The sequence below is a fragment of the Hanstruepera marina genome, from assembly GCF_019880635.1.
Lineage (GTDB): Bacteria > Bacteroidota > Bacteroidia > Flavobacteriales > Flavobacteriaceae > Hanstruepera > Hanstruepera marina.
The window spans coordinates 691,305-713,054 of sequence record NZ_JAINVX010000001.1; the positions used below are offsets into that span (position 1 = coordinate 691,305).

Consider the following 21,750-nt stretch of genomic DNA (forward strand, 5'->3'; position numbering starts at 1 on the left):
AAACATTACCTTTGATTTATTAATAAATATAGATGATAAAGCAAAAATCGAGATCATTTTTTAAAAAAGCGTATAGTCTGCTATTATTTGTATGGGTTTTGTCGTGCGCGACATTTAAGCCACAATATGCTGACGAAAACAAAAAGGTCTCTAGTGTTGATAATTTAAATCCTATTGAACATCAATTTTATCTTATAGGTGATGCGGGCTATTCCCCGCTTAACGATCAAGCTTTAGCATTAAAACATTTAGAAGAAGTACTCAAAACGGCATCAAGTAATAGTACTACTATATTTTTGGGTGACAATATCTACCAAAAAGGGCTCCCTAAAAAGGGACATAAAAACCGTGTTCAAGCTGAACACAATATAAATGCACAATTACAAACGGTTGAGAATTATAAAGGGAGTACCATTTTCATTCCAGGCAATCATGATTGGTATTCAAATGGACTGAAAGGATTAGAGAGGCAGGAGGATTATATTGATGATGCTTTAGGGAAAAATACCTTTTTACCTGAACACGGCTGTCCTATCGAGCATAAAACTATTTCAGATAATATCGAGCTAATAATAGTAGATTCTAAATGGTATTTAACCAATTGGGATAATCACCCAACAATGAATGATGAATGTCAGATTAAAACTCGAGAAGCTTTTTTTGATGAATTTGAAAGCAGAATAAAAAAAGCACGTGGAAAAACAACTATAGTAGCTATACACCATCCCATGTTTAGTAATGGGCCACATGGAGGGAAATATTCTTTTAAGGAGCATATGAAGCCTATTCCAGTTTTGGGAACCCTTAAAAACGTACTTCGAAAAACAACAGGTGTAAGTCCGGAAGATTTTCAAAATGAAAGATATAACGAATTTAGAAAACGTATTATAACTTTAGCTCAATATAATGATCGTGTTATTTTTACTTCTGGTCATGAGCATAGCTTGCAATATTTGGAAACAGATAATTTGGTTCAAATTATTAGTGGTTCAGGGTCAAAAAAATCAGCAACAAATAATGGTGGTGGAGGTTTGTTTTCATTTGGCGAATATGGTTTTGCTAGATTGGACATTTACAAAGATGGATCGTCGTCAGTTACTTTTTTCGATTCAAAAAATAAAGAGATAGTTTTCAATACACAGGTATTTAAGGCGTTGAATAATCAACAAATAGAAACCTATAATATTCCTGAATCTCCAATTGTAGAAAAATCTATTTATTCAAAAGAGGAAACAGATAAGTCGGGGTTTTATAAATGGCTTTGGGGTAGTAGGTATAGAGCTGATTATAGTCAAAACATAAAAGTTCAAGTTGTTAATTTAGATACCTTAATGGGAGGTTTAATACCGGTAAGAAAAGGTGGGGGCCAACAATCTAACTCTTTACGATTGGCTAACAAGCAAGGGCAGGAATTTGTTATGCGCGGTTTACGAAAGGATGCATTAAAATATATACAAGCTGCAGCATTCAAAGATCAGTACATTGAAGGCCAATTCAGTGATACCTATACTCAGAATTTAATACTTGATGTGTTTAGCGGTGCCCACCCTTATGCGCCTTTTGTTGTTGGTTATTTATCTGATGCCTTAAATATTTATCATACAAACCCTAAACTGTATTTTGTTCCAAAACAAAAAGCATTAGAGCCTTACAATGATGATTTTGGAGACGAATTGTACATGATTGAGGAACATGCAGGAGATAATCATGGAGACAAAGCTAGTTTTGGTTATTCAAACGAATTAATCAGTACCAAAGATATGCTTGAAGAGGTAAGGTCTGATGAAGATATTGACGTAGATGAAGAACTATATATTAGAGCCAGATTATTCGATATGGTAATTGGTGATTGGGATAGGCATGAAGACCAATGGCGTTGGGCAGAGTTTAAAGTCGATGGAAAAACAATTTACAAACCCTTTCCACGTGATCGCGATCAGGCTTTTTCAATTATGTCTGATGGGTTGCTGCTAGGATTAGCTGTAAAATTAGTTCCTGCATCAAAACCGTTAAAATCTTATGATTACGGTATTAGTAATGTCAAGGCTTTTAATTTCACGCCTTATCCTTTGGACATGGCTCTTATTAATGATGCCGATAAAAAAGTATGGAACACACAAATTGAATATATTAAATCTCATCTCACAGATGAAGTCATAGAGTCGGCTTTCTATCAAATGCCACAAGAGGTTAATCAAGAGTCTATTGAATTAATCAAGAAGAAGCTAATTCACAGAAGAAATAATCTGGAAGAATTTGCAGACGAATATTTTGATGTGATAAATAAGTTTGCCGTGGTAAAAGGAACGGATAAAGACGATTGGTTTGATATTATTAGAAAACCTAATGGAGAAACAGAGGTTGTCGGATATAGAATTAAGGACGATAAAAAAGCCGATATTTTCCACAGAAGAACCTATAATAAAAAACATACCAAAGAAATTTGGATTTATGCTTTAGATGATGATGACGTGTTTTATGTCTCAGGTGAGGGAAATAGTGTCATTAATGTTCGGTTAATTGGTGGTCAAAACAATGATGTTTATGATATTCATAATGGTAAGAAAATCCATGTATACGATTTTAAGTCCAAACCAAATACAATAAAAACAAACAAGGGGAATTTAAAATTGATAGACGATTACGAAACCAATGTGTATAATTATTTAAAACTTAAAAACAATACCAATCAAATATTGCCAATAATAGGGTTTAATCCAGATGACGGTCTAAAATTGGGGATTCTTGACACGTATACTGCCTATGGTTTTGAGCGTAACCCGTTCTCGTCTCAACATACCTTTTCAGGAGCTTATTACTTTGCAACTAGTGGTTATGACCTAAAATATAATGGTGAGTTTGCAAATGTTATAGGACGTTTTAATTTAGGTCTTGAAGCTGTTTTTACGAGCCCAAACTATACCATTAATTTCTTTGGATATGGTAATGAAACTGAAAACCCAAACACTAACGGTCAGGATTTAAGTTTAGATTATAATCGCGTAAAATTACGTACCATTAAGTTTGCACCTTCATTAATTAAAAAAGGTGAATTAGGAAGTGAAGCCAAATTAGAATTAAGTTATCAATCCATTGAGGTTGAAGAAACTCAAGGACGATTTATAAATGATTTTTACGATTCGAATGAGATAGAAAACACCAATAACTTCTTTGGAGTAGAATTGAGCTATTATTTTAGGAATGCCGATAATTTGGCCTATCCATCTTTGGGCTTTACGGCTGATTTTAAACTGGGCTATCTTAACAATATCGATAAAAATGCTAATATGGGATATTTTATTCCAAGCATTGGTGTTGACTATAAGCTTGATGCCCAAGGGAAACTTGTGCTGGCTTCAAAAGTAAAAGGGCATATTACTTATGGCAATTCGTATGAGTTTTATCAGGCTGCTTCAATTGGAGCAAGCGATGGTTTAAGGGGTTATCGCAATCAACGCTTTACAGGGAAACATGCCTATTATCAGTTAACAGATTTGCGATATATCTTTAGTAAGTTAAAAACAGGACTATTACCTGTTAATTTAGGAGTTTATGGTGGTTTTGATTATGGTCGGGTTTGGCTGTCCAATGACACTTCAAACGTTTGGCATAACTCGTATGGTGGAGGTGTTTTTGTTGTGGCGGCAGAACTATTTACAATTAACACTTCGTTATTTAATGGCAATGATGGCATGCGATTTGCTCTTGCTTTAGGATTAAACTTTTAAGAAAAAATGAATTCAGTAGACGATTTATTAAACATACTTCAGTTAGATAGAATAAGCGACAATCAATTTAATGGGATAAGTAAAACTGTTGGGAGTCCCACCGTCTTCGGAGGTCAGGTTTTAGCTCAAGCCTTAAATGCAGCATATAGATCTATCACAAATAACCGTGTGTTGCACTCTATGCATGCTTATTTTTTAGAAGCGGGAGATTTAAAATTATCCATACAATATCAAGTTGATACTATGCGAGATGGAGGCAGTTTTTCGGTGCGTCGTGTTACTGCAAGCCAGAATAACAAAGTTATTTTCATTTTGTCAGCATCGTTTCATAAAATTGAAAAAGGGTACGAGCATCAAATAAAAATGAAACCAGACATTAAAAAGCCTGAAGAGTTATTGAGTTGGGACGACATGCTTGATACTTATGGAGAGTTCTTACCCAAAAAAACAAAAACATTTTTAGAAATACCAAGACCTGTTGAGTTTAAGCCAACACATATCAATAATCCGCTTGAGAAAAAGGATTTGCCACCTGTTTCGGATGTTTGGTTTAAGTTAAAAGGAGATGTGGATCAATTGAATTTGGCAACTTGCCAACAAATATTGACTTATATATCCGATTATAATATTTTGTCAGTAGCTCTTCAGCCACATGCCAGTAAGGCGCATTGGGGGAATACACAAACGGCTAGTTTAGATCATTCCATGTGGTATTACAGAGATTTTGATTTTTCAGATTGGCTGTTATTTTCTTTAGAATCTCCTAACTCTTCAAATGCAAGAGGTTTTGCAAAGGGCAATATTTTTACAAGGGATGGCAAGCTGGTGGCTTCTGTAGCTCAAGAAGGCTTAATGCGACCAATTAATAAGTAAGTTTATTGCAATGTGAATTCATATAAGTTGCCGCCTTCATTTTTTTTGAACTCATCGGTAATATAAAGTGTATTTGAGTTTTTTATGCAAACACCTTCTTTCTGCGAATCATGATTAAACGTATGGGATTTAATAGTGCCTTTAAAAATAGCATCCCAATTAAAGTTTGAAACTTCCCAAACTTTATCATGGTTTAATAAATATAGATGTAATCCATTTGAGCTGATTACTGCAGATGTTATACGATTGTTTTTGCCCTCTAAATTGAATTCTTCTAAAATTTCAGCGATGTGTTTACCTGGTTTGTTGGGTACTTTAAGCGTGATAAATTTTTTGGTCTCTTTACTAAAAATATAGAAAAACCCATTGTGTAGCACAAACGCTTCAAAGTCTTTTGGCTTTTGCTTTTTAGGTAATTCAAATGAAATAACTTCAGCAGTTACCTTTGTCGTTTCAGAAGAAGGGTTTATTTTATATATTTCAAACTGTTTGCGTTTTTCATCGTTGTTGCCAAAATCACCGATGTATAAATTATTTTCGTTATCAATTGTTAAGTCTTCCCAATCCTCATTTTTCGCATTGGTAATTGTAATGTCCCTAATAATTTTCCCATCAGTATTTAAACCGTAAACATGATTGTTGTTTCCAGCATCTTGAATCACCCATAGTACATCAGAATTTGGAAATTTCTCTACAGCACTAATTTCTGGTAAGCTGGTTGGTAAATCGGCTAGGACTTTGAGCTTTCCACTATCGCAGGAAAGGGTTAAAAATACAATGAGGAGGATGCTGGCTTTGAGATTTAAATTCAACTCTGTTATTTTTAGCATAAATTTACAAACTATTAAACACTCTTAATAATTTGGGTCTGTTGAATTCAAAAATTTTAAAAATAGGTCATCGCGGAGCAATGGGTCATCTAGCTGAAAATACCATAGCATCTATAAAAAAAGCTTTGGGGTTTGGTGTCGATGGTATTGAAATAGATGTACATCTTTGTAAGTCTGGTGAATTGGTTGTTTTTCACGATTTTACTTTAGATAGAATGACCAATGGTTCAGGCGAAGTTGGTAAACACACGTTATCTGAATTAAAAAAATTTAAGGTTAATAACGATTCTGAAATACCTACTTTAGAAGAAGTTTTAGATGAGATTGACAAAAAATGTTTTATAAATATTGAATTAAAAGGAAAACATACAGCCAAAAAAACGGTTGAAATTATTCAACATTACATTTCTGAAAAAGGTTGGGATTATGATGACTTTTTGGTGTCAAGTTTTCAGCATCATGAATTGGAAACGGTTTATAATCAAAACAAAAGTATTCAACTCGCTGTATTGACGAAGGCCAATGTTATGGAGGCCATTGAACTTGCTAAAACCATTAATGCCAAAACTATTCATCCCAATGTGGCACTAGTAACTCGTGATAATATTGCTATGGCTCAAGAAAATGGGTATAGGGTAAATGTTTGGACAGTTAATGATTTGGAAACCATTGCACGAATGAAAGCCTATGAAGTTAATGGTATTATAAGCGATTTTCCTGATAGATTATGAAGTATTCAGATATAATTATAATTGGAGGAGGTGCTGCAGGTTTTTTTGCAGCTATCAACATAGCTGAACGGAATCCAAACTTAAAAGTTACTATTTTAGAAAAAGCAAAAGAAGGCCTTCAAAAAGTTAAAATATCTGGTGGTGGTCGTTGTAATGTAACCCATGCCGAGTTTATTCCACAGGAATTGGTATTGAATTATCCAAGAGGAGAAAAAGAACTTTTAGGTCCGTTTCATCAGTTTATGACTGGAGATACCATTGAATGGTTTGAAAAACGAGGTGTCGAACTCAAAATTGAAGATGATGGGCGCATGTTTCCTATTACCGATAGTTCTAAAACTATTATCGATTGTTTTATAAATGAAGCTAGAAAGCATCATGTTGAGGTTTATTACAGTCAAAATGTGTCCAAAATAATTCCAACAGACTATTTAGGTTTTGAATTGGAGACAAAGGGTGAAAACTTTTCTTGTAAAAAACTCTTAATAGCAACAGGTAGTAGCATTAAGTTCTGGAAGTTATTAGAAAATTTGGGGCACACGATTTGTAAGCCTGTCCCATCACTTTTTACGTTTGATATTAAAGATAATCGTATAAAAGATATTCCAGGTGTGGTTGCTCAACAGGTTAGTGTAAAAGTTCTTGGAACAAGCTTGTACAGCGAAGGCCCTTTGCTTATAACACATGTTGGCATGAGTGCGCCTGCAATACTGAAACTATCGGCTTTTGGCGCTATTGAGTTGGCAAAACGTAATTATCAATTTGATATTGAAGTTAATTTTATTAGTCTCACATTTAAAAAGTGTTTAGATGATTTAAAGGTTTATAAGCATGATTATGCGAAAAAACAGGTTTTAAAGTCTACGCAGTTTGATTTGCCCAAGCGTTTATGGCAGCAATTGGTACTAGCTTCAAATATTAATCAAAATGAGCGTTGGGCAGATTTAAATAAACACCAATTGGAGGCATTGGCAAATCAACTCACCCAGGCTATTTTTCACGTTACAGGTAAGAGTACATTTAAAGATGAGTTTGTAACTGCTGGAGGTGTGGATTTAAAGGACATAAATTTTAAGACTTTTGAAAGTAAACTGTTCCCCAATTTGTATTTTGCCGGAGAAGTATTAAATATTGATGCGGTAACAGGCGGATTCAATTTTCAAAATGCTTGGACAGGAGCTTTTATAGCTGCAAAATCTATTTCATCATGAAAACATACGTCGTTTTATTGAAAGGCATCAATGTGGGCGGTCACAAAAAAGTGCCTATGGCAGAATTGAAAGCTCTGCTTGATAAAGAAGGTTTTAAACATGTGCAAACCTATATTCAAAGTGGCAATGTGATTTTGCAGACTTCAGAAAGCAATAAGTTGAACCTTGAAGAGCACATATCAGAAGTCATACAGGCTAATTTTGGTTTTGAAGTGCTAGTTTTAGCAAAAACCAGAATCGAATTGCAGCGTATTTTTGACAACTCACCCTTTCCTGAAGAAAAAAAGGTAGCCAGCTATTTCATGATGTTGCATGATGAGCCATCTACTGAAGCAATTCTTGAAGCCTCACAAAAAGTGTATCAAGGTGAAGAATATCACATTATTAATGATTGTATTTATTATTTTCACGAGAAAGGATTGGGTAAAGCAAAATTCAATGTGAATTTTTTTGAACGTAAATTTCAAACATTCGCAACGGCTAGAAACTACAACACAATGCTAAAGTTGTTATCTTTGTCCGAAGATTAAATGAACCATGACCGAACACGATTTTATTCCGAAACCGTACACGATTCCAAATCAATCAGGAAAAGTTGCATGGGAATCTCCAAGTAATATAGCTTTGGTGAAATATTGGGGGAAAAAGAAAAATCAGATTCCAGAGAATCCATCTATCAGTTTTACACTCAATAGTTGTAAAACCATTACAACTGTCACTTTTACTCCAAAAGAGGACACCACTGATTTTTCTTTTGAAGTGTATTTGGATGGCTTAAGAAAAGATGATTTCAAACCTAAAATCCAGACATTCTTTGAGCGTATTGAGTCGTATTTACCTTTTTTAAGGTTATTTCATTTCAAAATAGAAACTCAAAACACCTTTCCACATAGCTCTGGGATAGCCTCTTCAGCTTCGGGAATGAGTGCTTTGGCCTTGTGTTTAATGAGTATTGAAAAAAAAATGACAAATTCCGATGTCATTCCGAGCGCAGTCGAGGAATCTTATTTCAACAAAAAAGCATCATATTTAGCTCGTTTGGGTTCGGGTTCGGCATGTAGAAGTATTGAAGGCGATGTAATTGTTTGGGGAAAAACCAAAAGTATTGTTGGTAGTACTGATTTATATGGTGTGAAATACCCTTATGAAGTTCATGATAATTATAAACAGTACCAGGACACGATTTTGTTGGTTGATAAAGGAGAGAAACAAGTAAGCAGTACCGTTGGTCATAATCTCATGCACAATCATCCTTTTGCTCAAAACCGATTTAATCAGGCGCATGATAATATGCTTAAAATGAAATCAATTTTGGCATCGGGAGATTTAAATGCCTTTATTGCACTTATTGAAAGTGAAGCATTAACACTTCATGCCATGATGATGACCAGTATGCCTTATTTTATTTTAATGAAGCCCAATACCTTGGAGATTATCAATAAAATATGGGCATTCAGAAAAAAATCAGGATTACATATAGGCTTTACTTTGGATGCAGGCGCCAATGTACATGTGCTGTACCCCAAACAAGAGTCAAAAAACATATTGGAATTTATTCAGAACGAGTTAGTTGCATATTGTAAAAATGGAGAATATATTTGCGACGAAATTGGTTTTGGTGCAAACCAATTAGATTTTTAATGCGTATATTTGTTAAAGGATATTGCTCTAAATTATGAAGGGACCACTTTTTTATTCTAAAATTCTGCTTTTTGGTGAATATGGTATCATCAAGGATTCTAAAGGATTATCTATTCCTTATAACTTTTACAATGGTGCTTTAAAGGGTTCTGAAACAGATACTGAAATCACCAAAAAATCCAATAGTAACTTAAAACGCTTTGCTGATTATCTAGAAACATTAGATTCAGAATTAGTAACATTTGATATTGAATCCATGCGAAAGGATTTGGAAGAAGGTATGTATTTTGATTCGTCGATACCGCAAGGCTATGGTGTAGGAAGTAGTGGTGCTTTGGTTGCGGCTATTTATGATAAATATGCTTTTAATAAAATAACGGTTTTAGAAAATCTGACTAGAGAAAAACTATTAAAGCTTAAAAGTGTTTTTTCAGAAATGGAATCGTTTTTCCATGGTAAATCTTCAGGTTTAGACCCTTTAAACAGTTATTTGAGTATTCCAATCCTAATCAATTCCAAAGATAATATTGAAGCTACTGGAATTCCATCTCAAAAAACCGAAGGCAAAGGTGCTGTGTTTTTATTAGATAGTGGTATAGTAGGAGAAACAGCTCCAATGGTACGTATTTTCATGGAAAACATGAAGCAGGAAGGTTTTCGCAATATGCTAAAAGATCAATTTATTAAACATACTGATGCCTGTGTGGATGATTTTCTTAAAGGTGATGTTAAATCGCTGTTTAGAAATACCAAGCAACTATCAAAAGTGGTTTTAAGCCATTTTAAACCTATGATTCCGCAACAGTTTCATGATCTATGGAAAAAGGGAATTGAAACCAATGATTATTACTTAAAACTTTGCGGATCTGGCGGAGGAGGTTATATTCTTGGCTTTACCGAGGATATTGCAAGAGCGAAAGAAGCACTTAAAAATCATAAATTAGAAGTGGTTTATAACTTCTAAAGTTTCCAACATGTTATCTCGTAAGCAAAAGCACATTTTACTAAAGTTTTTTAGTATGTTTTCTGTTGTGCGCGGTTATAATATACTTGTCATAATTATAGCACAATACCTGGCTGCTATTTTTATTTTGGCACATAACAAACCCTTACGTTCCGTATTGTTTGATGTGAATTTGTTTATGCTGGTTTTAGCGTCTTCGGCAACTATTGCAGCAGGATATATCATTAATAATTTTTACGATTCTGAAAAAGATTTGATAAACCGTCCACAAAAATCGATGTTGGATAGATTGGTCAGTCAAAATACCAAACTGTCATTTTATTTTGTACTGAATTTTATAGCTGTAGTTTTGGCTAGTTATGTGTCTTTTAGGGCTGTTATTTTCTTTTCGGTTTACATTTTTGCTATTTGGTTCTATTCCCATAAACTGAAAAAGATGCCTTTTGTTGGCAATCTAACTTCGGCTGTTTTAACTATTACACCATTTTTTATCATTTTTATTTATTACAAGAATTTTGAACCTGTAATTTTTGTGCATGCCCTATTTTTGTTTTTAATCATTTCTATGCGTGAATTAACAAAGGACTTGGAGAATATTACTGGTGATTTGGCACAAAATTATCATACCATTCCCATAGTTTATGGCGAAAAGGTTTCTAAAACCATGTTGGCTGTTTTAGGCGCTTTAACTTTAATCCCTGCATTTTTGCTCATCTATAAATTTCAAGTAGGTAGAATGTCGTATTTCTTTTATGCCAGTATTATTTTGTTGGTGGTTTTTCAGTTCTTATTATGGAAATCTACTACCAAAACCCATTATTTGGCACTTCACAATATTTTGAAGTTTATTATTATTGCCGGTGTTGCTAGTATTCCACTTATTGATGTGTCGGTAATCTTGAATAAAATTCCAATAATTAGTTAAGCAACTAATTATCATATATCTTTGCACCAGAATTTGAGTATTAATTAAAAGATTTCCGTTTTCACGGGAAATAACTATGAGCAGAAAGCAAGGAACAGGCGGAAAGAAAAGACCTTCAGGAAGAGGGCAAAGACATAACCAAGGTGTGAGGTCGGGTAGAGATGGAGGCAATCCGAGTGGAAAAAGCCTAGCTCGTGGTAATGCACCTATGAAAAAGAAAAGTGCATCTCAAAAAACTCAAGATTCCGATACTGTTAGATTAAACAAATATATAGCCAATTCTGGTATTTGTTCACGTCGTGAAGCCGATGAGCATATTGCTATTGGTTTGGTAACGGTTAATGGTAATGTGGTAACCGAAATGGGTTATAAGGTCAAGTTGGATGACGATGTGCGTTACGATGGTAGACGTATTAGCCCAGAAAAGAAAGCCTATGTGTTATTGAACAAACCTAAAGGCTTTGCAACCACAACCAGTGAAGGTAAAGGCAGGACCGTTATGGATTTAGTGGCTAACGCTACCAATGCTAGGATAAAACCCATAGGACGTTTAGGTAGAAATTCTACAGGTTTAATATTGTTTACTAACGACGATGCAGTTGCAAAGAAGTTTACCAATTCTAAAAATGGTGTGCCGCGCTTGTTTCAAGTAGAATTAGATAAAAACTTGAAATTTGAAGACCTTAAAAGTATACAGGACGGCTTTAAAATTGATGGCAAATTGGTGTCTGTAGAAGAGATAAGCTACATTGATGGCCAAAGTAAAAACCATATAGGTTTAAAAATTAAAAATACAGGTAATACCATTATCCGGACTATTTTTGAGCACTTTAATTACGATATTATTAAAATAGACTGTGTAGCCATTGCCCATTTAACCAAAAAGGATATTCCACGCGGCCATTGGAAACATCTTACCGAGCAGGAAGTGAATACTTTGAAGATGTTGTAATTAGTTATATACCGAACTTACCTTTTTTAGAGTTGGATACGGTATTATCTATATATTCGTATCGATAAATATCATCACTCAAGTAAGCATACCAATTCCAAAATTTTATAGGATTTCGTTTAAAAGTTCGAAACAATTGCAAATCCTTGTATTCAGGATGTTGATCTTTAAAGTGAGCGAAATTTCTTTTCATCATTTCAATGTCTCGACCTTTTGAAGGCATTGTTGTAAATTCAAATTCAGTGCTTTCAGTTTGGTAGTGATTGGTCTTGAACAATCCATCTGTAAATAAGTTGATATATCCAGAAAATAAATTACTCAAAAGCAATACAGCTAGAATTATGATTGATATTTTTACGTGTTTATTTTTCATAAATATCAACCCTTTACCTCAAACGTATAGGTAGAAATTAAATCGTCACCAATAAGTACATGTACATCATAAAGACCCGTGGTTGTGAATTCGTGTTCCAAAACCAGAGCGGTGTTGGTTAGTGTTGTGGAGTTGGGTCTAATGGTTTTATTATTGCGCCCATTATTAATAACAAGTTTAACGGTTTCACAGTTAATGGCGTTTAAAAGTTCGTATTCAAAAGTTACAGTTTCATGCTTTTTAACCGTATTGTTTAAAAATTGTGGTGCGTTGTGCCGTTTTAAATTGGTGTAGGCTTTTCCATAAATTACAGGCGCGTTTAAAAAATCTGCAAATGTAGGTGGGTTTTCATCTAGAAGCAGCCATTTGGCATCTGCTGGAAAATGATTTACAGCAAATAGTTTGGGTTCGGCCAAAAAGTAGCCATCGTTATACTGAAAGGAAAACCTAAACGTTTCGGCATTTTGTTTACCACTGGCCCAAGTTGGGTCGCATAAATACCACTTATTATTTAATTTTACGGCATTCCAGGAATGATTAGGTGCATTTAACTGGTCAATATCTGTTGTACTGGTTCTACCATAGCCATGAACCAACTCACATTCTAAATTAGCCCAATGGGCTAAAGTTTTCACCAAATAGGCATAACCTGTACAGATTGTTTTATGGTCTTCAACCAATGTTTTAAAAACCGTTTTCTTAAAATCGGTTTGCCAAAGGTTAAACTCCAGGCTATCATTTTGAAAGCGTTTGTTTTTACGCTCATATTTTAAATAGAGGCTAAAATCGTTTTCAATATTGGTGCAGACCCACATATAAATAGCTCTAAATTTTTCAACATCTGTTTTTAAGTTGCTTGTAAGCTTTTTGCTCAACAGCGGTAAGTTGGTTAATTCAGCCTCTTTGTAAGCCATTGCCAAGCTATCGGCTTTTTTGAAATCAATATCCTTGAAATCGGAAATTTGAGCGTAAGATTGGCTTACAAATAAGAGGATGAATACAAGTTTTATTCTGTTCATAAAACAAGGCTATTAAATATGTTTATTCTGTACGTTTAGATTTATATGGCGTGTCTACTTCCAATGCACCTCGTATAGCAATAGAGTCTATTACCAAAACAACATCAAGCTGTGTGGTATTATTAGTTATTGTGATTTCTTGAGTTTCATAGCCTAAATAGGTAAAAACCAATACATCGTTGGGCTGTAATGCCTTTGGAAATGTAAACTGGCCCTTGCTATCAGTTGAGGTTCCAACTTCTGCACCTTTTTGAATGATATTGACACCCAATAAAGGCCCTTCGTTATCGGTTACTGTTCCACTAATGGAAAGTCCTTGATTGACCTTAACCTGGGCTAGTGTAGAATGGGAAGCCAAAACGGTTATTAAAAGTAGAACGGCAAACCCAAAAGATTTTTTTATGCGTTTTGGCTCAAGGTCAAAAGGCCAATGGTAATTAGTTTTTGGTGTGTTCTTGCGCTTTGTGTCAAGCTTGTTTTTACTTGAGGGTTTCTGTGGTAATGTTACTTGCTTTTTCATGATTATAAGATTTTTATCAAATCTACTTTCTTTATAGAATAGAAAATAACGTGTTTGAGTAATCCATTGTTTTTTATTAGTGAATGTACCATTTTGGTTAGTCAGACAAGTAATAAAGCTATTAAAATTAGTTTAGAAATCATTGAAAATCAAGGATTAAATATTTTTTTAAAAAAATCATCAAAAAGTTTGGTGTGTCAAAAAATAAATTACATTTGCAACGTAATTAGCTGAACAAATTGAAACCTGTTTTTATGTTCGGGCTTTTGAAAATTAGGAAGTCATATTCAAAAGCAGCTTATCGTTTAAGTAACCGAATTTTAGAGCTAACTTCCGCTTTCTACATCGTAATGAGCCAACATTTGTATGGCTTTATCCCTACGACACATCCTCAAATTCAAGTTTGATTATTTTTTGATATTTAATGATATCTTAATGCTGAACTATTATTTCAGTTATACTTTTAAATTTCAAACAAACAATTAATGAATACAAAATATATAGACTTGGTAAATCAAACATTTGATTTTCCACAAGATGAATTTAAACTTGAAAATAAAACATTGGAATTCCATGACATTAACCTAATGCAATTGGTTGAACAGTATGGGGCTCCTTTAAAGTTTACTTATCTGCCGCAGATTTCAAACAACATCAACCGTGCAAAAACATGGTTTGGTAATGCCATTAAAAAACATAAATACAAGGGAAAATATAACTATTGCTATTGTACCAAGAGTTCACATTTTAAACATGTTTTGGACGAGGCTTTAAAAAACGATATTCATATTGAAACCTCGTCGGCTTTTGATATTGATATTGTTGAAAGCCTAAAGGCTGAAGGCAAGATTACCGATAAAACCTATGTAATTAGTAATGGTTTTAAGCGTTCGCAATACGTTACCAATATTGCTCGACTTATTAATAATGGTCATAAAAATGCCATTCCTATTATCGATAATTACGAGGAAATCGATTTGCTTTCAGAAGAGATTAATGGCAAATTCAATGTTGGTATTCGCATAGCATCAGAAGAAGAGCCTAAATTTGAATTCTACACGTCGCGTTTGGGTATAGGCTACAAAAACATTGTACCTTTTTATAAAAACCAAATTCAGAACAATAAAAAAGTTGAGCTTAAAATGTTGCACTTTTTTATTAATACAGGAATTCGCGATAACGCTTATTACTGGAACGAGCTGTCAAAATGTTTAAAGGTTTACACCAGCTTGAAAAAGATTTGTCCAACCTTGGATAGTTTGAATATTGGTGGTGGTTTTCCTATAAAAAACTCTTTAGCTTTCGAGTTTGATTATGAGTATATGGTTGATGAGATTATCAATCAAATTCAACTGGTGTGTGAAGAAGAAGAGGTAGATGTGCCTAATATCTTTACCGAGTTTGGAAGTTTTACCGTTGGAGAAAGTGGTGGAGCCATTTATGAGGTATTATACCAAAAACAACAAAACGACCGTGAAAAATGGAATATGATCAACTCGTCTTTTATTACCACATTGCCTGACACTTGGGCCATAAATAAGCGTTTTATTATGTTGCCCATAAACCGTTGGCATGATAGTTACGAGCGCGTTCTTTTAGGAGGTTTAACTTGTGATAGTGATGATTATTACAATAGTGAACAACACATGAATGCTATTTATTTACCAAAATACAACAAGGAAAAACCATTATATATTGGCTTCTTCAATACAGGGGCTTATCAGGAAACTATTGGTGGATTTGGAGGCTTGCAACACTGCTTAATTCCGTCGCCAAAGCATATATTAATTAACAAGGATGATGCTGGAAACATCACCACAAAACTATTTAGTGAACAACAAAAAAGTGAAGACTTACTTAAAATTTTAGGTTACCATGAGTAAAACGTATGCAGGAATATCTGAAGAATATTCCAAGTTAGACAATTCGAAAATTGTACTAATTCCAGTGCCTTATGATGGCACAAGCACTTGGCAAAAAGGAGCAGATAAAGGTCCTGATGCCTTTTTAAATGCTTCTGAAAACATGGAGCTTTATGATATTGAAACTCAAACTGAAGTTTATAAACAAGGCGTTTATTTAGCGAGTCCAGTAACTGAAAATACTTCACCAGAACACATGGTAGAAGCTGTTCATGAAACCACAAAAAAGTACATTAAGCGCAATAAGTTTGTAACAGCGTTTGGTGGAGAACATTCTATTTCTATTGGAACCATTCGCGCTTTTAATGAGTGCTATGATAATTTAACCGTGTTGCAATTGGATGCTCATGCCGATTTGCGCAAAACATATCAAGGAAGTACATGTAATCATGCTTGCGCTTTGTATGAGGCTAGCCAGACAGCCAATTTAATTCAAGTTGGCATTCGAAGTATGGATATTGCAGAAACTACGGTAATGGATGAAGATAAAACCTTTTTTGCCCACGATATGGCTGTTGATGATACCTGGATGGATTCTGCCATCGATTTAATGACAGATAATGTATTCATAACCATTGATCTGGATGCTTTTGATCCTTCAATTTTGCCGAGCACAGGAACACCGGAGCCAGGTGGTTTGTTGTGGTATGAAACCTTAGAGTTTTTAAAGCAGGTTTTTGAGGAGAAGAATGTTGTAGGTTTTGATATTGTTGAATTATGCCCTAATCCAAAGGAGAAATCTTCAGACTTTTTAGCAGCCAAATTGTATTACAAAATGCTGTCGTACAAGTTTATGCATGATGAAGCCGAAGATGACTTTGACAATAATTTTAACGAAACGAAAATAGGTATTAATAAATTTTCTAAATTTAGTGACGATGACAACTAAAGGACACATATCCCAATTTATTGAAAAGTATTATTTACACTTTAATGCTGCGGCGTTAGTTGATGCGGCAAAAGGATATGAAGCGCAATTAAGCTCTGGCGCCAAAATGTTAGTGTCTTTGGCGGGCGCTATGAGTACGGCCGAATTGGGTAAGATTTTTGCCGAAATGATACGTCAGGATAAAGTGCATATTGTATCTTGTACTGGCGCCAATTTAGAAGAAGATATCATGAATTTGGTGGCCCACTCCCATTACAAACGTGTACCTAATTATCGCGATTTAACACCACAGGAAGAATGGGATTTGTTGGAAAAAGGCTTAAACCGCGTAACCGATACTTGCATTCCAGAAGAAGAAGCTTTTAGAAGAATTCAAGAGCATATCGTGAAAATTTGGAAAGAAGCCGAAGCCAATGGCGAACGCTATTTGCCACATGAATATATGTACAAACTTTTATTGTCAGGAGTATTGGAAGAATACTATGAAATTGATTTGAAAGACTCTTGGATGTATGCAGCAGCCGAAAAGAATTTGCCAATAGTTTGCCCAGGATGGGAAGACAGCACCATGGGCAATATTTTTGCAAGCTATGTGCTTAAAGGTGAATTGCAAGCCAGTACCATGAAATCGGGTATTGAGTATATGACCTTTTTAGCCGATTGGTATACCGATAATTCTGAAAACGGTATTGGGTTCTTCCAAATAGGAGGTGGTATTGCTGGCGATTTCCCAATTTGTGTGGTGCCTATGTTGTATCAAGATATGGAACGTACCGATACGCCTTTCTGGAGTTATTTCTGCCAAATTAGCGATTCAACGACCAGTTATGGTTCGTATTCAGGAGCTGTGCCCAATGAAAAAATAACATGGGGAAAATTAGATATTGACACACCAAAATTTATAATAGAAAGTGATGCGACTATTGTAGCGCCTCTTATATTTGCTTATTTATTAGACCTATAATTATGAACAAAAAAGACAATCTAAAACGTGTAATTGTTGATTTTAAAAAGTTAACACCAGACATTTTGGCCTTATTGGTAGAAAAATATCCCGATGGCTATGATGACGATAATGTTATTAGTTTTAGAAACGCAAAAAACGAAATTGTAGATGCTGTTGAAGTAACTACAAGTGATACCAAATATTTGGTAAAAGTAAGCACCAAGTTGGCTACTACCATGGAAAACTACGATGAGGATGATTATGAAGATTATGAAGGTAATGATCCAGATGCTGTTCAAGATCCAGATCTAGAAGTCGAGGATGAGGATGTTTCTGAAGATGACGATGATTAATTTATCCTAAACATGAGAACAGCTGTTTTTAAGTCTTACAAGAACGGTTATTTTACGTTCTGGTTTGAAAATGGAGAAGAATTGGTTTTTGAGGAAGTGCACCCACGTGTTCTAAAACAATTCGACCTAAAGCATGATAAAAGTTTAATTGACCAAGAATTTAAAGTGTCTTTTGTGGAACTTTATGAAGATGATGATGACGATCTGGTTATTTATAGAATTGAAAGTTTAAAACCTATCTAAATCTGTTTATTATGGATACATCTTTTCACATGTCTTTACCCTGTTTAAGTATTAAGGACACAAAAAACTTTTATGTTAACAGTATTGGCGCCACCTTGGGCAGACATACTCAAAACTGGATTGATGTTAACCTTTTTGGTCATCAAATAACGTTTATTAAAGCCGGGAAATTCAACTTTAATAATCCTAACTATGTTTTTGAAGGACGTATATTGCCGTCGTTCCATTTTGGTCTAATTGTAGATAGTATTTCATGGAAGGATATCTACAATACATTTAAGGATGCTGATTTGGAATTGGTGACTAAAACAACCTTTTTAGACGGTAAATTAGGTCAGCATACGTCTTTCTTTATAAAAGATCCCAACGATTATATGTTGGAGTTTAAATGCTTTAAAAAACCAAACGAAATATTCAAATCATAAACACAATGTATAATGTCGTTGCTTACCAAGTAGCAGACACTATCAACATCAGGCAAATTAGAGAGCAGTTGCATTGGCAATTGTTGTTTCAGGATAGTGATGAACTCTATTTTAAAAAGTCTGATGATCAATATCTTTATGTATTCCATTATGGTATGGTGAGCTTTTTTAACTTGTCGCCAGATGAAATTGAAGCGGTTTTAAAAGATATACAACCATTTTGTAAAAATTACATTTCAGAAAAAAACGCTGAAGACATTCAGGTTGAAATTGTTTCAAATATTATGACCGTTACCTTTGAAAAGGTGATACTGCCCGAAGTCAATTCAGAAATGATTCGATTGGTCATGCTCAATGCTTCACAATCTGTTGCCTTAAATAGGTATTCTGAAGTCACAGAAGATTTGTTAATAGAAACCAATGAACATACTCTATTTTTAGAGCAAAAGGGGAAGTTGGATATTTCAGGAAATAAGCTAAAGCGCTTTATAGGGAAGATTCTAAACATAAAAAACAAGATTTCTGAAAACCTGTATATTTTTGATTCCCCAGATATTACTTGGGAAGATGAACAGCTTAATAAACTGAATGCCGATTTAAAACAGACCTTTGATTTAAAAGATCGCTATCATTTAATTCACGATAGAATTGATATTATTAAAGAGAATTTAGAGCTTTTTAAAGATATTATGGACCACAAGGAGAGTAGTAAGTTGGAATGGATAATCATAATCTTAATTCTAGTAGAGGTTGTCGACTTGTTTATTGCTAAATTGTTTTTTTAATTCAATTCCAACGGTGTACATTTCGAGAGCATTTCGACAGGCTCAATGTGACACCTCAATGTTCACATAAAGGCATGACAACAACTACAGAATTTTCTTTAGTTCGTCGTAGTATTGTTTGGTTATGTGCAAGCCATTATGTCCGCCATCTGTAATAGGGTGCAGACTTATACTGTCTGATTTAATAGCTTGCAATTTTTTGGCATTGGTTTCTGGGTGAATTAAAAAATCGCGGGTGCCATAGTAAACATGTATGGGGCAGGATACATCTTGTATAAATTGATAGGTTGGAATATCGTACTTCAGTAAATATTGTGGAATAGGAGGAGCAATTTCATCGGCGATCAAGGTTTTCCAGGAATAATACGGTGCATTTAAAATGAGCATTTTTGGCTTGTTTTTTGAAGCCACATAAGTTGCCAAGCCCGACCCTAACGAATACCCCAAGACAATAATGTTTTCTTCGTTATAACGTTGCTTAATAAATTGATACACTTTATTAGAGTCGCTTAAAAGCTGTTCGCTGTTGCAATATTCACCGTCGCTTTTACCATAATTTCTATAGTCAAAAAACAGAATGTCATAGCCGTTATCCAAATACAGTGGTGCGCGTTTTCCCCACTCATGTATGGCTCCGGCATTACCATGGTAATAGACAATGATACCCTTTCTGGCTTGTTGCGTTTTAAAAAGTAAGGCGTTTAATTTAATATCTTCAGTAACGGGAATATCGAGTTCTTCAAAACGTTCTGTAAACTTAAAAACGTAATCTTTTTCTAAATGTTTCGGGTTGAAAAAAAAGCGCTCCTGTTTAAAGTAAACAAATACTAGCGACAACAGATACAACAGTATCAACGTAAAAACTACGCGTAGTAATCGTCTAAAAAGTTTTGGGAAATTAATTTTCAATTGCTTTTGTTTTTTTCAGGTCGAACAAAAATACAGCAATTACTACCACATATTCAAATGTAATAACCCACAGATTTTCAGTGTTATTGGTATTGGTGTAGGCTAGGTAGCTAAAAATAACCATGAAACTCCAAACTAAAGGGAACTTGTAATTTGTGAAAATGGAGAGAAATACTAGCGTAGCCAAATACCATGGATGTACGGTTGTGGACAAAAATAAGTACAGGGTTAAAGCTAGAAGCATACTTGCAATAAGGTGTTGCAACCTATGGTTTTTTTTAAAAAAGGCTATAGCTATTACGCCGCAAAATACTGTAAAAGCCATCAGTTTTCCAATACTGGCTATTTGATTGTAACCTGAAATGCTGTAGCCTATTTCACGAAACAAATAATAAAAACTGGCATTAAACTCAAAGTTTTGAAACCATAGGCCTACAGTTTTTGTGTAGTTGGTAACAAATTGATGGCTGTAGAATGGTAGGAAAGATAGGATCGTTAATAGGAGTACAATTGAATAAAAACCAATTAGTTTTGTTAGTCCTTTTGTAATTAGAGATTGCTTCGCTTCGCTCGCAATGACGGACATATTGTTTTGAGATTTCTCGACTTCGCTCGAAATGACAGGCTCTGGTTTAGAGGTGAACCATTTGAAGAACAACGGTAGGAAGATTAAAGGAATTAGTTTTACTGAAACCGAACAGGCGAATAATACTGCAGCCCATTGCCACTTGTTGTTATAAAGCAAATACAGACTCCAGACCAAAAAGAAAATCATCACACCTTCAAAATGTAGATTTCCCGTAAGCTCAATAATTATAAACGGATTTAGAATGTACCAAAAGATGTGATGTACAGGTAGATTCAGTTTTTTTAATAACTTTTTGCCAAAGTACAGTGTGCCCAAATCAGCTGCAATGATAAGCAAGCGCATGACGATTACAGACCCTAAAATACTCTTCCCAGCAAACCACCCAGCCAATACAAAACATAATTGGTTAATTGGCGGATAATTCGTGAAATGCCCAGCACTTAAACTACCCATACCATCATACAATTCTTGGGCCTGAAAAATGGGCAGTATGTTATTTAACACAAAAGATTCAGGGGTGTACACATACGGATTATAGCCTTCTAAAATCATTCGGCCATCCCAAATAAAGCGGTAAAAGTCCTGCGATAGGTTGGGAATGGCTAAAATAAACACCGCCCGAAACAGAAAAGCCAAGTCAGTTAACAACTTGATGTCATGCTTTAAAAACTGAACCAGTTTATAAAACAGGACAAATAATCCCACATAAAGCGTTACAAGTTTTATATAGTCGGTACGTATTACATCGTAAGCAAATACTATATAAAATAGCAAGCTTGTAAGGGCGAATAGAAACGGAATTCTATGGCGAATAAAGACTGCGCTTTTTAGCATGGTTAAATATACCTAATTCCGTTTTTTAATGGAACAAAAAGGGTACGAGAACTTTTAATTGTTATTTTAGTGAACACAAGAAAAATGA

22 protein-coding genes are annotated in these 21,750 nt (G+C 34.5%); 16 read left to right on the forward strand and 6 right to left on the reverse strand.

What is annotated here, in order from left to right:
- The first annotated feature begins 32 nt into the window (after window positions 1-32).
- Both K7G76_RS03120 and K7G76_RS03125 read left to right on the forward strand, forming a co-directional pair.
- Window positions 33-3,728, forward strand: a complete 3,696-nt coding sequence (locus K7G76_RS03120) for a metallophosphoesterase (RefSeq protein ID WP_223032743.1) — start codon at window positions 33-35, stop codon at window positions 3,726-3,728.
- Between the two features lie 6 nt (window positions 3,729-3,734).
- On the forward strand, window positions 3,735-4,601 hold the full coding sequence (locus K7G76_RS03125) for an acyl-CoA thioesterase (RefSeq protein WP_223032744.1): 867 nt from the start codon (window positions 3,735-3,737) through the stop codon (window positions 4,599-4,601).
- A gap of 2 nt (window positions 4,602-4,603) precedes the next feature.
- On the opposite strand, the gene K7G76_RS03130 is transcribed toward K7G76_RS03125, so the two are convergent.
- On the reverse strand, window positions 4,604-5,431 hold the full coding sequence (locus K7G76_RS03130) for an SdiA-regulated domain-containing protein (protein ID WP_223032745.1): 828 nt from the start codon (window positions 5,429-5,431) through the stop codon (window positions 4,604-4,606).
- A 41-nt stretch (window positions 5,432-5,472) separates the two neighbouring features.
- Between K7G76_RS03130 and K7G76_RS03135 the strand changes: the two genes are divergently transcribed.
- The 7 genes from K7G76_RS03135 (at window position 5,473) to K7G76_RS03165 (ending at window position 11,855) form a co-directional block, all read left to right on the forward strand.
- Entirely contained in the window at window positions 5,473-6,162 is a 690-nt protein-coding gene (locus tag K7G76_RS03135; RefSeq protein ID WP_255572908.1) for a glycerophosphodiester phosphodiesterase, read from the forward strand.
- Window positions 6,159-7,373, forward strand: coding sequence for a BaiN/RdsA family NAD(P)/FAD-dependent oxidoreductase (locus K7G76_RS03140; protein ID WP_223032746.1), 1,215 nt, complete (start codon window positions 6,159-6,161; stop codon window positions 7,371-7,373). The genes K7G76_RS03135 and K7G76_RS03140 overlap by 4 nt, the downstream gene beginning before the upstream one ends.
- Window positions 7,370-7,903, forward strand: coding sequence for a DUF1697 domain-containing protein (locus tag K7G76_RS03145; RefSeq protein ID WP_223032747.1), 534 nt, complete (start codon window positions 7,370-7,372; stop codon window positions 7,901-7,903). Before K7G76_RS03140 ends, K7G76_RS03145 begins: the two co-directional genes overlap by 4 nt.
- 7 nt (window positions 7,904-7,910) lie before the next feature.
- Entirely contained in the window at window positions 7,911-9,014 is a 1,104-nt protein-coding gene (gene mvaD / locus K7G76_RS03150; protein ID WP_223032748.1) for a diphosphomevalonate decarboxylase, read from the forward strand.
- A 34-nt stretch (window positions 9,015-9,048) separates the two neighbouring features.
- The gene (locus K7G76_RS03155) at window positions 9,049-9,978 is read left to right on the forward strand and encodes a mevalonate kinase family protein (RefSeq protein ID WP_223032749.1); all 930 of its coding nucleotides are present in this window, start codon (window positions 9,049-9,051) and stop codon (window positions 9,976-9,978) included.
- Window positions 9,979-9,988: 10 nt separating this feature from the next.
- Window positions 9,989-10,903: a geranylgeranylglycerol-phosphate geranylgeranyltransferase gene (locus tag K7G76_RS03160; protein ID WP_223032750.1), complete on the forward strand. Its 915-nt coding sequence runs from the start codon at window positions 9,989-9,991 to the stop codon at window positions 10,901-10,903.
- A 76-nt stretch (window positions 10,904-10,979) separates the two neighbouring features.
- Window positions 10,980-11,855, forward strand: a complete 876-nt coding sequence (locus K7G76_RS03165; RefSeq protein WP_223032751.1) for a pseudouridine synthase — start codon at window positions 10,980-10,982, stop codon at window positions 11,853-11,855.
- A 4-nt stretch (window positions 11,856-11,859) separates the two neighbouring features.
- On the opposite strand, the gene K7G76_RS03170 is transcribed toward K7G76_RS03165, so the two are convergent.
- Genes K7G76_RS03170 through K7G76_RS03180 form a run of 3 tightly spaced genes read right to left on the reverse strand, consistent with a single transcriptional unit; the run spans window position 11,860 to window position 13,767 of the window.
- The gene (locus K7G76_RS03170; RefSeq protein ID WP_223032752.1) at window positions 11,860-12,228 is read right to left on the reverse strand and encodes a hypothetical protein; all 369 of its coding nucleotides are present in this window, start codon (window positions 12,226-12,228) and stop codon (window positions 11,860-11,862) included.
- A 5-nt stretch (window positions 12,229-12,233) separates the two neighbouring features.
- Window positions 12,234-13,247 (reverse strand): transglutaminase domain-containing protein, encoded by a 1,014-nt coding sequence (locus K7G76_RS03175; protein WP_255572909.1) that lies wholly within the window; start codon window positions 13,245-13,247, stop codon window positions 12,234-12,236.
- A 22-nt stretch (window positions 13,248-13,269) separates the two neighbouring features.
- Complete coding sequence (locus K7G76_RS03180) at window positions 13,270-13,767, reverse strand: carboxypeptidase-like regulatory domain-containing protein (RefSeq protein ID WP_223032753.1); 498 nt, start codon at window positions 13,765-13,767, stop codon at window positions 13,270-13,272.
- Between the two features lie 485 nt (window positions 13,768-14,252).
- On the opposite strand from K7G76_RS03180, the gene K7G76_RS03185 reads away from it, so the two are divergent.
- The 7 genes from K7G76_RS03185 to K7G76_RS03215 are packed head-to-tail and all read left to right on the forward strand — an operon-like array spanning window position 14,253 to window position 19,330.
- Entirely contained in the window at window positions 14,253-15,650 is a 1,398-nt protein-coding gene (locus K7G76_RS03185; RefSeq protein ID WP_223032754.1) for an arginine decarboxylase, read from the forward strand.
- Window positions 15,643-16,578 (forward strand): agmatinase, encoded by a 936-nt coding sequence (gene speB, locus K7G76_RS03190; RefSeq protein WP_223032755.1) that lies wholly within the window; start codon window positions 15,643-15,645, stop codon window positions 16,576-16,578. The genes K7G76_RS03185 and speB overlap by 8 nt, the downstream gene beginning before the upstream one ends.
- Entirely contained in the window at window positions 16,568-17,542 is a 975-nt protein-coding gene (locus tag K7G76_RS03195) for a deoxyhypusine synthase family protein (RefSeq protein WP_223032756.1), read from the forward strand. The genes speB and K7G76_RS03195 overlap by 11 nt, the downstream gene beginning before the upstream one ends.
- A gap of 2 nt (window positions 17,543-17,544) precedes the next feature.
- Window positions 17,545-17,877: a hypothetical protein gene (locus tag K7G76_RS03200; RefSeq protein WP_223032757.1), complete on the forward strand. Its 333-nt coding sequence runs from the start codon at window positions 17,545-17,547 to the stop codon at window positions 17,875-17,877.
- A gap of 12 nt (window positions 17,878-17,889) precedes the next feature.
- On the forward strand, window positions 17,890-18,120 hold the full coding sequence (locus K7G76_RS03205; protein ID WP_223032758.1) for a hypothetical protein: 231 nt from the start codon (window positions 17,890-17,892) through the stop codon (window positions 18,118-18,120).
- 11 nt (window positions 18,121-18,131) lie between these two features.
- A complete protein-coding gene (locus K7G76_RS03210; protein WP_223032759.1) occupies window positions 18,132-18,545 on the forward strand; it encodes a VOC family protein in 414 nt (137 codons plus the stop codon).
- A 5-nt stretch (window positions 18,546-18,550) separates the two neighbouring features.
- A complete protein-coding gene (locus tag K7G76_RS03215; protein WP_223032760.1) occupies window positions 18,551-19,330 on the forward strand; it encodes an RMD1 family protein in 780 nt (259 codons plus the stop codon).
- 84 nt (window positions 19,331-19,414) lie between these two features.
- On the opposite strand, the gene K7G76_RS03220 is transcribed toward K7G76_RS03215, so the two are convergent.
- Both K7G76_RS03220 and K7G76_RS03225 read right to left on the reverse strand, forming a co-directional pair.
- Window positions 19,415-20,239: an alpha/beta hydrolase gene (locus K7G76_RS03220; protein WP_223032761.1), complete on the reverse strand. Its 825-nt coding sequence runs from the start codon at window positions 20,237-20,239 to the stop codon at window positions 19,415-19,417.
- Complete coding sequence (locus K7G76_RS03225; RefSeq protein ID WP_223032762.1) at window positions 20,229-21,662, reverse strand: mannosyltransferase; 1,434 nt, start codon at window positions 21,660-21,662, stop codon at window positions 20,229-20,231. Before K7G76_RS03225 ends, K7G76_RS03220 begins: the two co-directional genes overlap by 11 nt.
- Window positions 21,663-21,750: the final 88 nt, after the last annotated feature.

Coding starts and splice junctions, on each gene's coding strand:
- K7G76_RS03200 (WP_223032757.1), top strand. CDS start 17,545: ATGAACAAAAAAGACAATCTAAAACGTGTAATTGTTGATTTTAAAAAG.
- K7G76_RS03180 (WP_223032753.1), bottom strand. CDS start 13,767: ATGAAAAAGCAAGTAACATTACCACAGAAACCCTCAAGTAAAAACAAG.
- K7G76_RS03195 (WP_223032756.1), top strand. CDS start 16,568: ATGACAACTAAAGGACACATATCCCAATTTATTGAAAAGTATTATTTA.
- speB (WP_223032755.1), top strand. CDS start 15,643: ATGAGTAAAACGTATGCAGGAATATCTGAAGAATATTCCAAGTTAGAC.
- K7G76_RS03170 (WP_223032752.1), bottom strand. CDS start 12,228: ATGAAAAATAAACACGTAAAAATATCAATCATAATTCTAGCTGTATTG.
- K7G76_RS03155 (WP_223032749.1), top strand. CDS start 9,049: ATGAAGGGACCACTTTTTTATTCTAAAATTCTGCTTTTTGGTGAATAT.
- K7G76_RS03225 (WP_223032762.1), bottom strand. CDS start 21,662: ATGCTAAAAAGCGCAGTCTTTATTCGCCATAGAATTCCGTTTCTATTC.
- mvaD (WP_223032748.1), top strand. CDS start 7,911: ATGACCGAACACGATTTTATTCCGAAACCGTACACGATTCCAAATCAA.
- K7G76_RS03140 (WP_223032746.1), top strand. CDS start 6,159: ATGAAGTATTCAGATATAATTATAATTGGAGGAGGTGCTGCAGGTTTT.
- K7G76_RS03145 (WP_223032747.1), top strand. CDS start 7,370: ATGAAAACATACGTCGTTTTATTGAAAGGCATCAATGTGGGCGGTCAC.
- K7G76_RS03215 (WP_223032760.1), top strand. CDS start 18,551: ATGTATAATGTCGTTGCTTACCAAGTAGCAGACACTATCAACATCAGG.
- K7G76_RS03210 (WP_223032759.1), top strand. CDS start 18,132: ATGGATACATCTTTTCACATGTCTTTACCCTGTTTAAGTATTAAGGAC.
- K7G76_RS03125 (WP_223032744.1), top strand. CDS start 3,735: ATGAATTCAGTAGACGATTTATTAAACATACTTCAGTTAGATAGAATA.
- K7G76_RS03185 (WP_223032754.1), top strand. CDS start 14,253: ATGAATACAAAATATATAGACTTGGTAAATCAAACATTTGATTTTCCA.
- K7G76_RS03205 (WP_223032758.1), top strand. CDS start 17,890: ATGAGAACAGCTGTTTTTAAGTCTTACAAGAACGGTTATTTTACGTTC.
- K7G76_RS03165 (WP_223032751.1), top strand. CDS start 10,980: ATGAGCAGAAAGCAAGGAACAGGCGGAAAGAAAAGACCTTCAGGAAGA.
- K7G76_RS03120 (WP_223032743.1), top strand. CDS start 33: ATGATAAAGCAAAAATCGAGATCATTTTTTAAAAAAGCGTATAGTCTG.
- K7G76_RS03160 (WP_223032750.1), top strand. CDS start 9,989: ATGTTATCTCGTAAGCAAAAGCACATTTTACTAAAGTTTTTTAGTATG.
- K7G76_RS03175 (WP_255572909.1), bottom strand. CDS start 13,247: ATGAACAGAATAAAACTTGTATTCATCCTCTTATTTGTAAGCCAATCT.
- K7G76_RS03130 (WP_223032745.1), bottom strand. CDS start 5,431: ATGCTAAAAATAACAGAGTTGAATTTAAATCTCAAAGCCAGCATCCTC.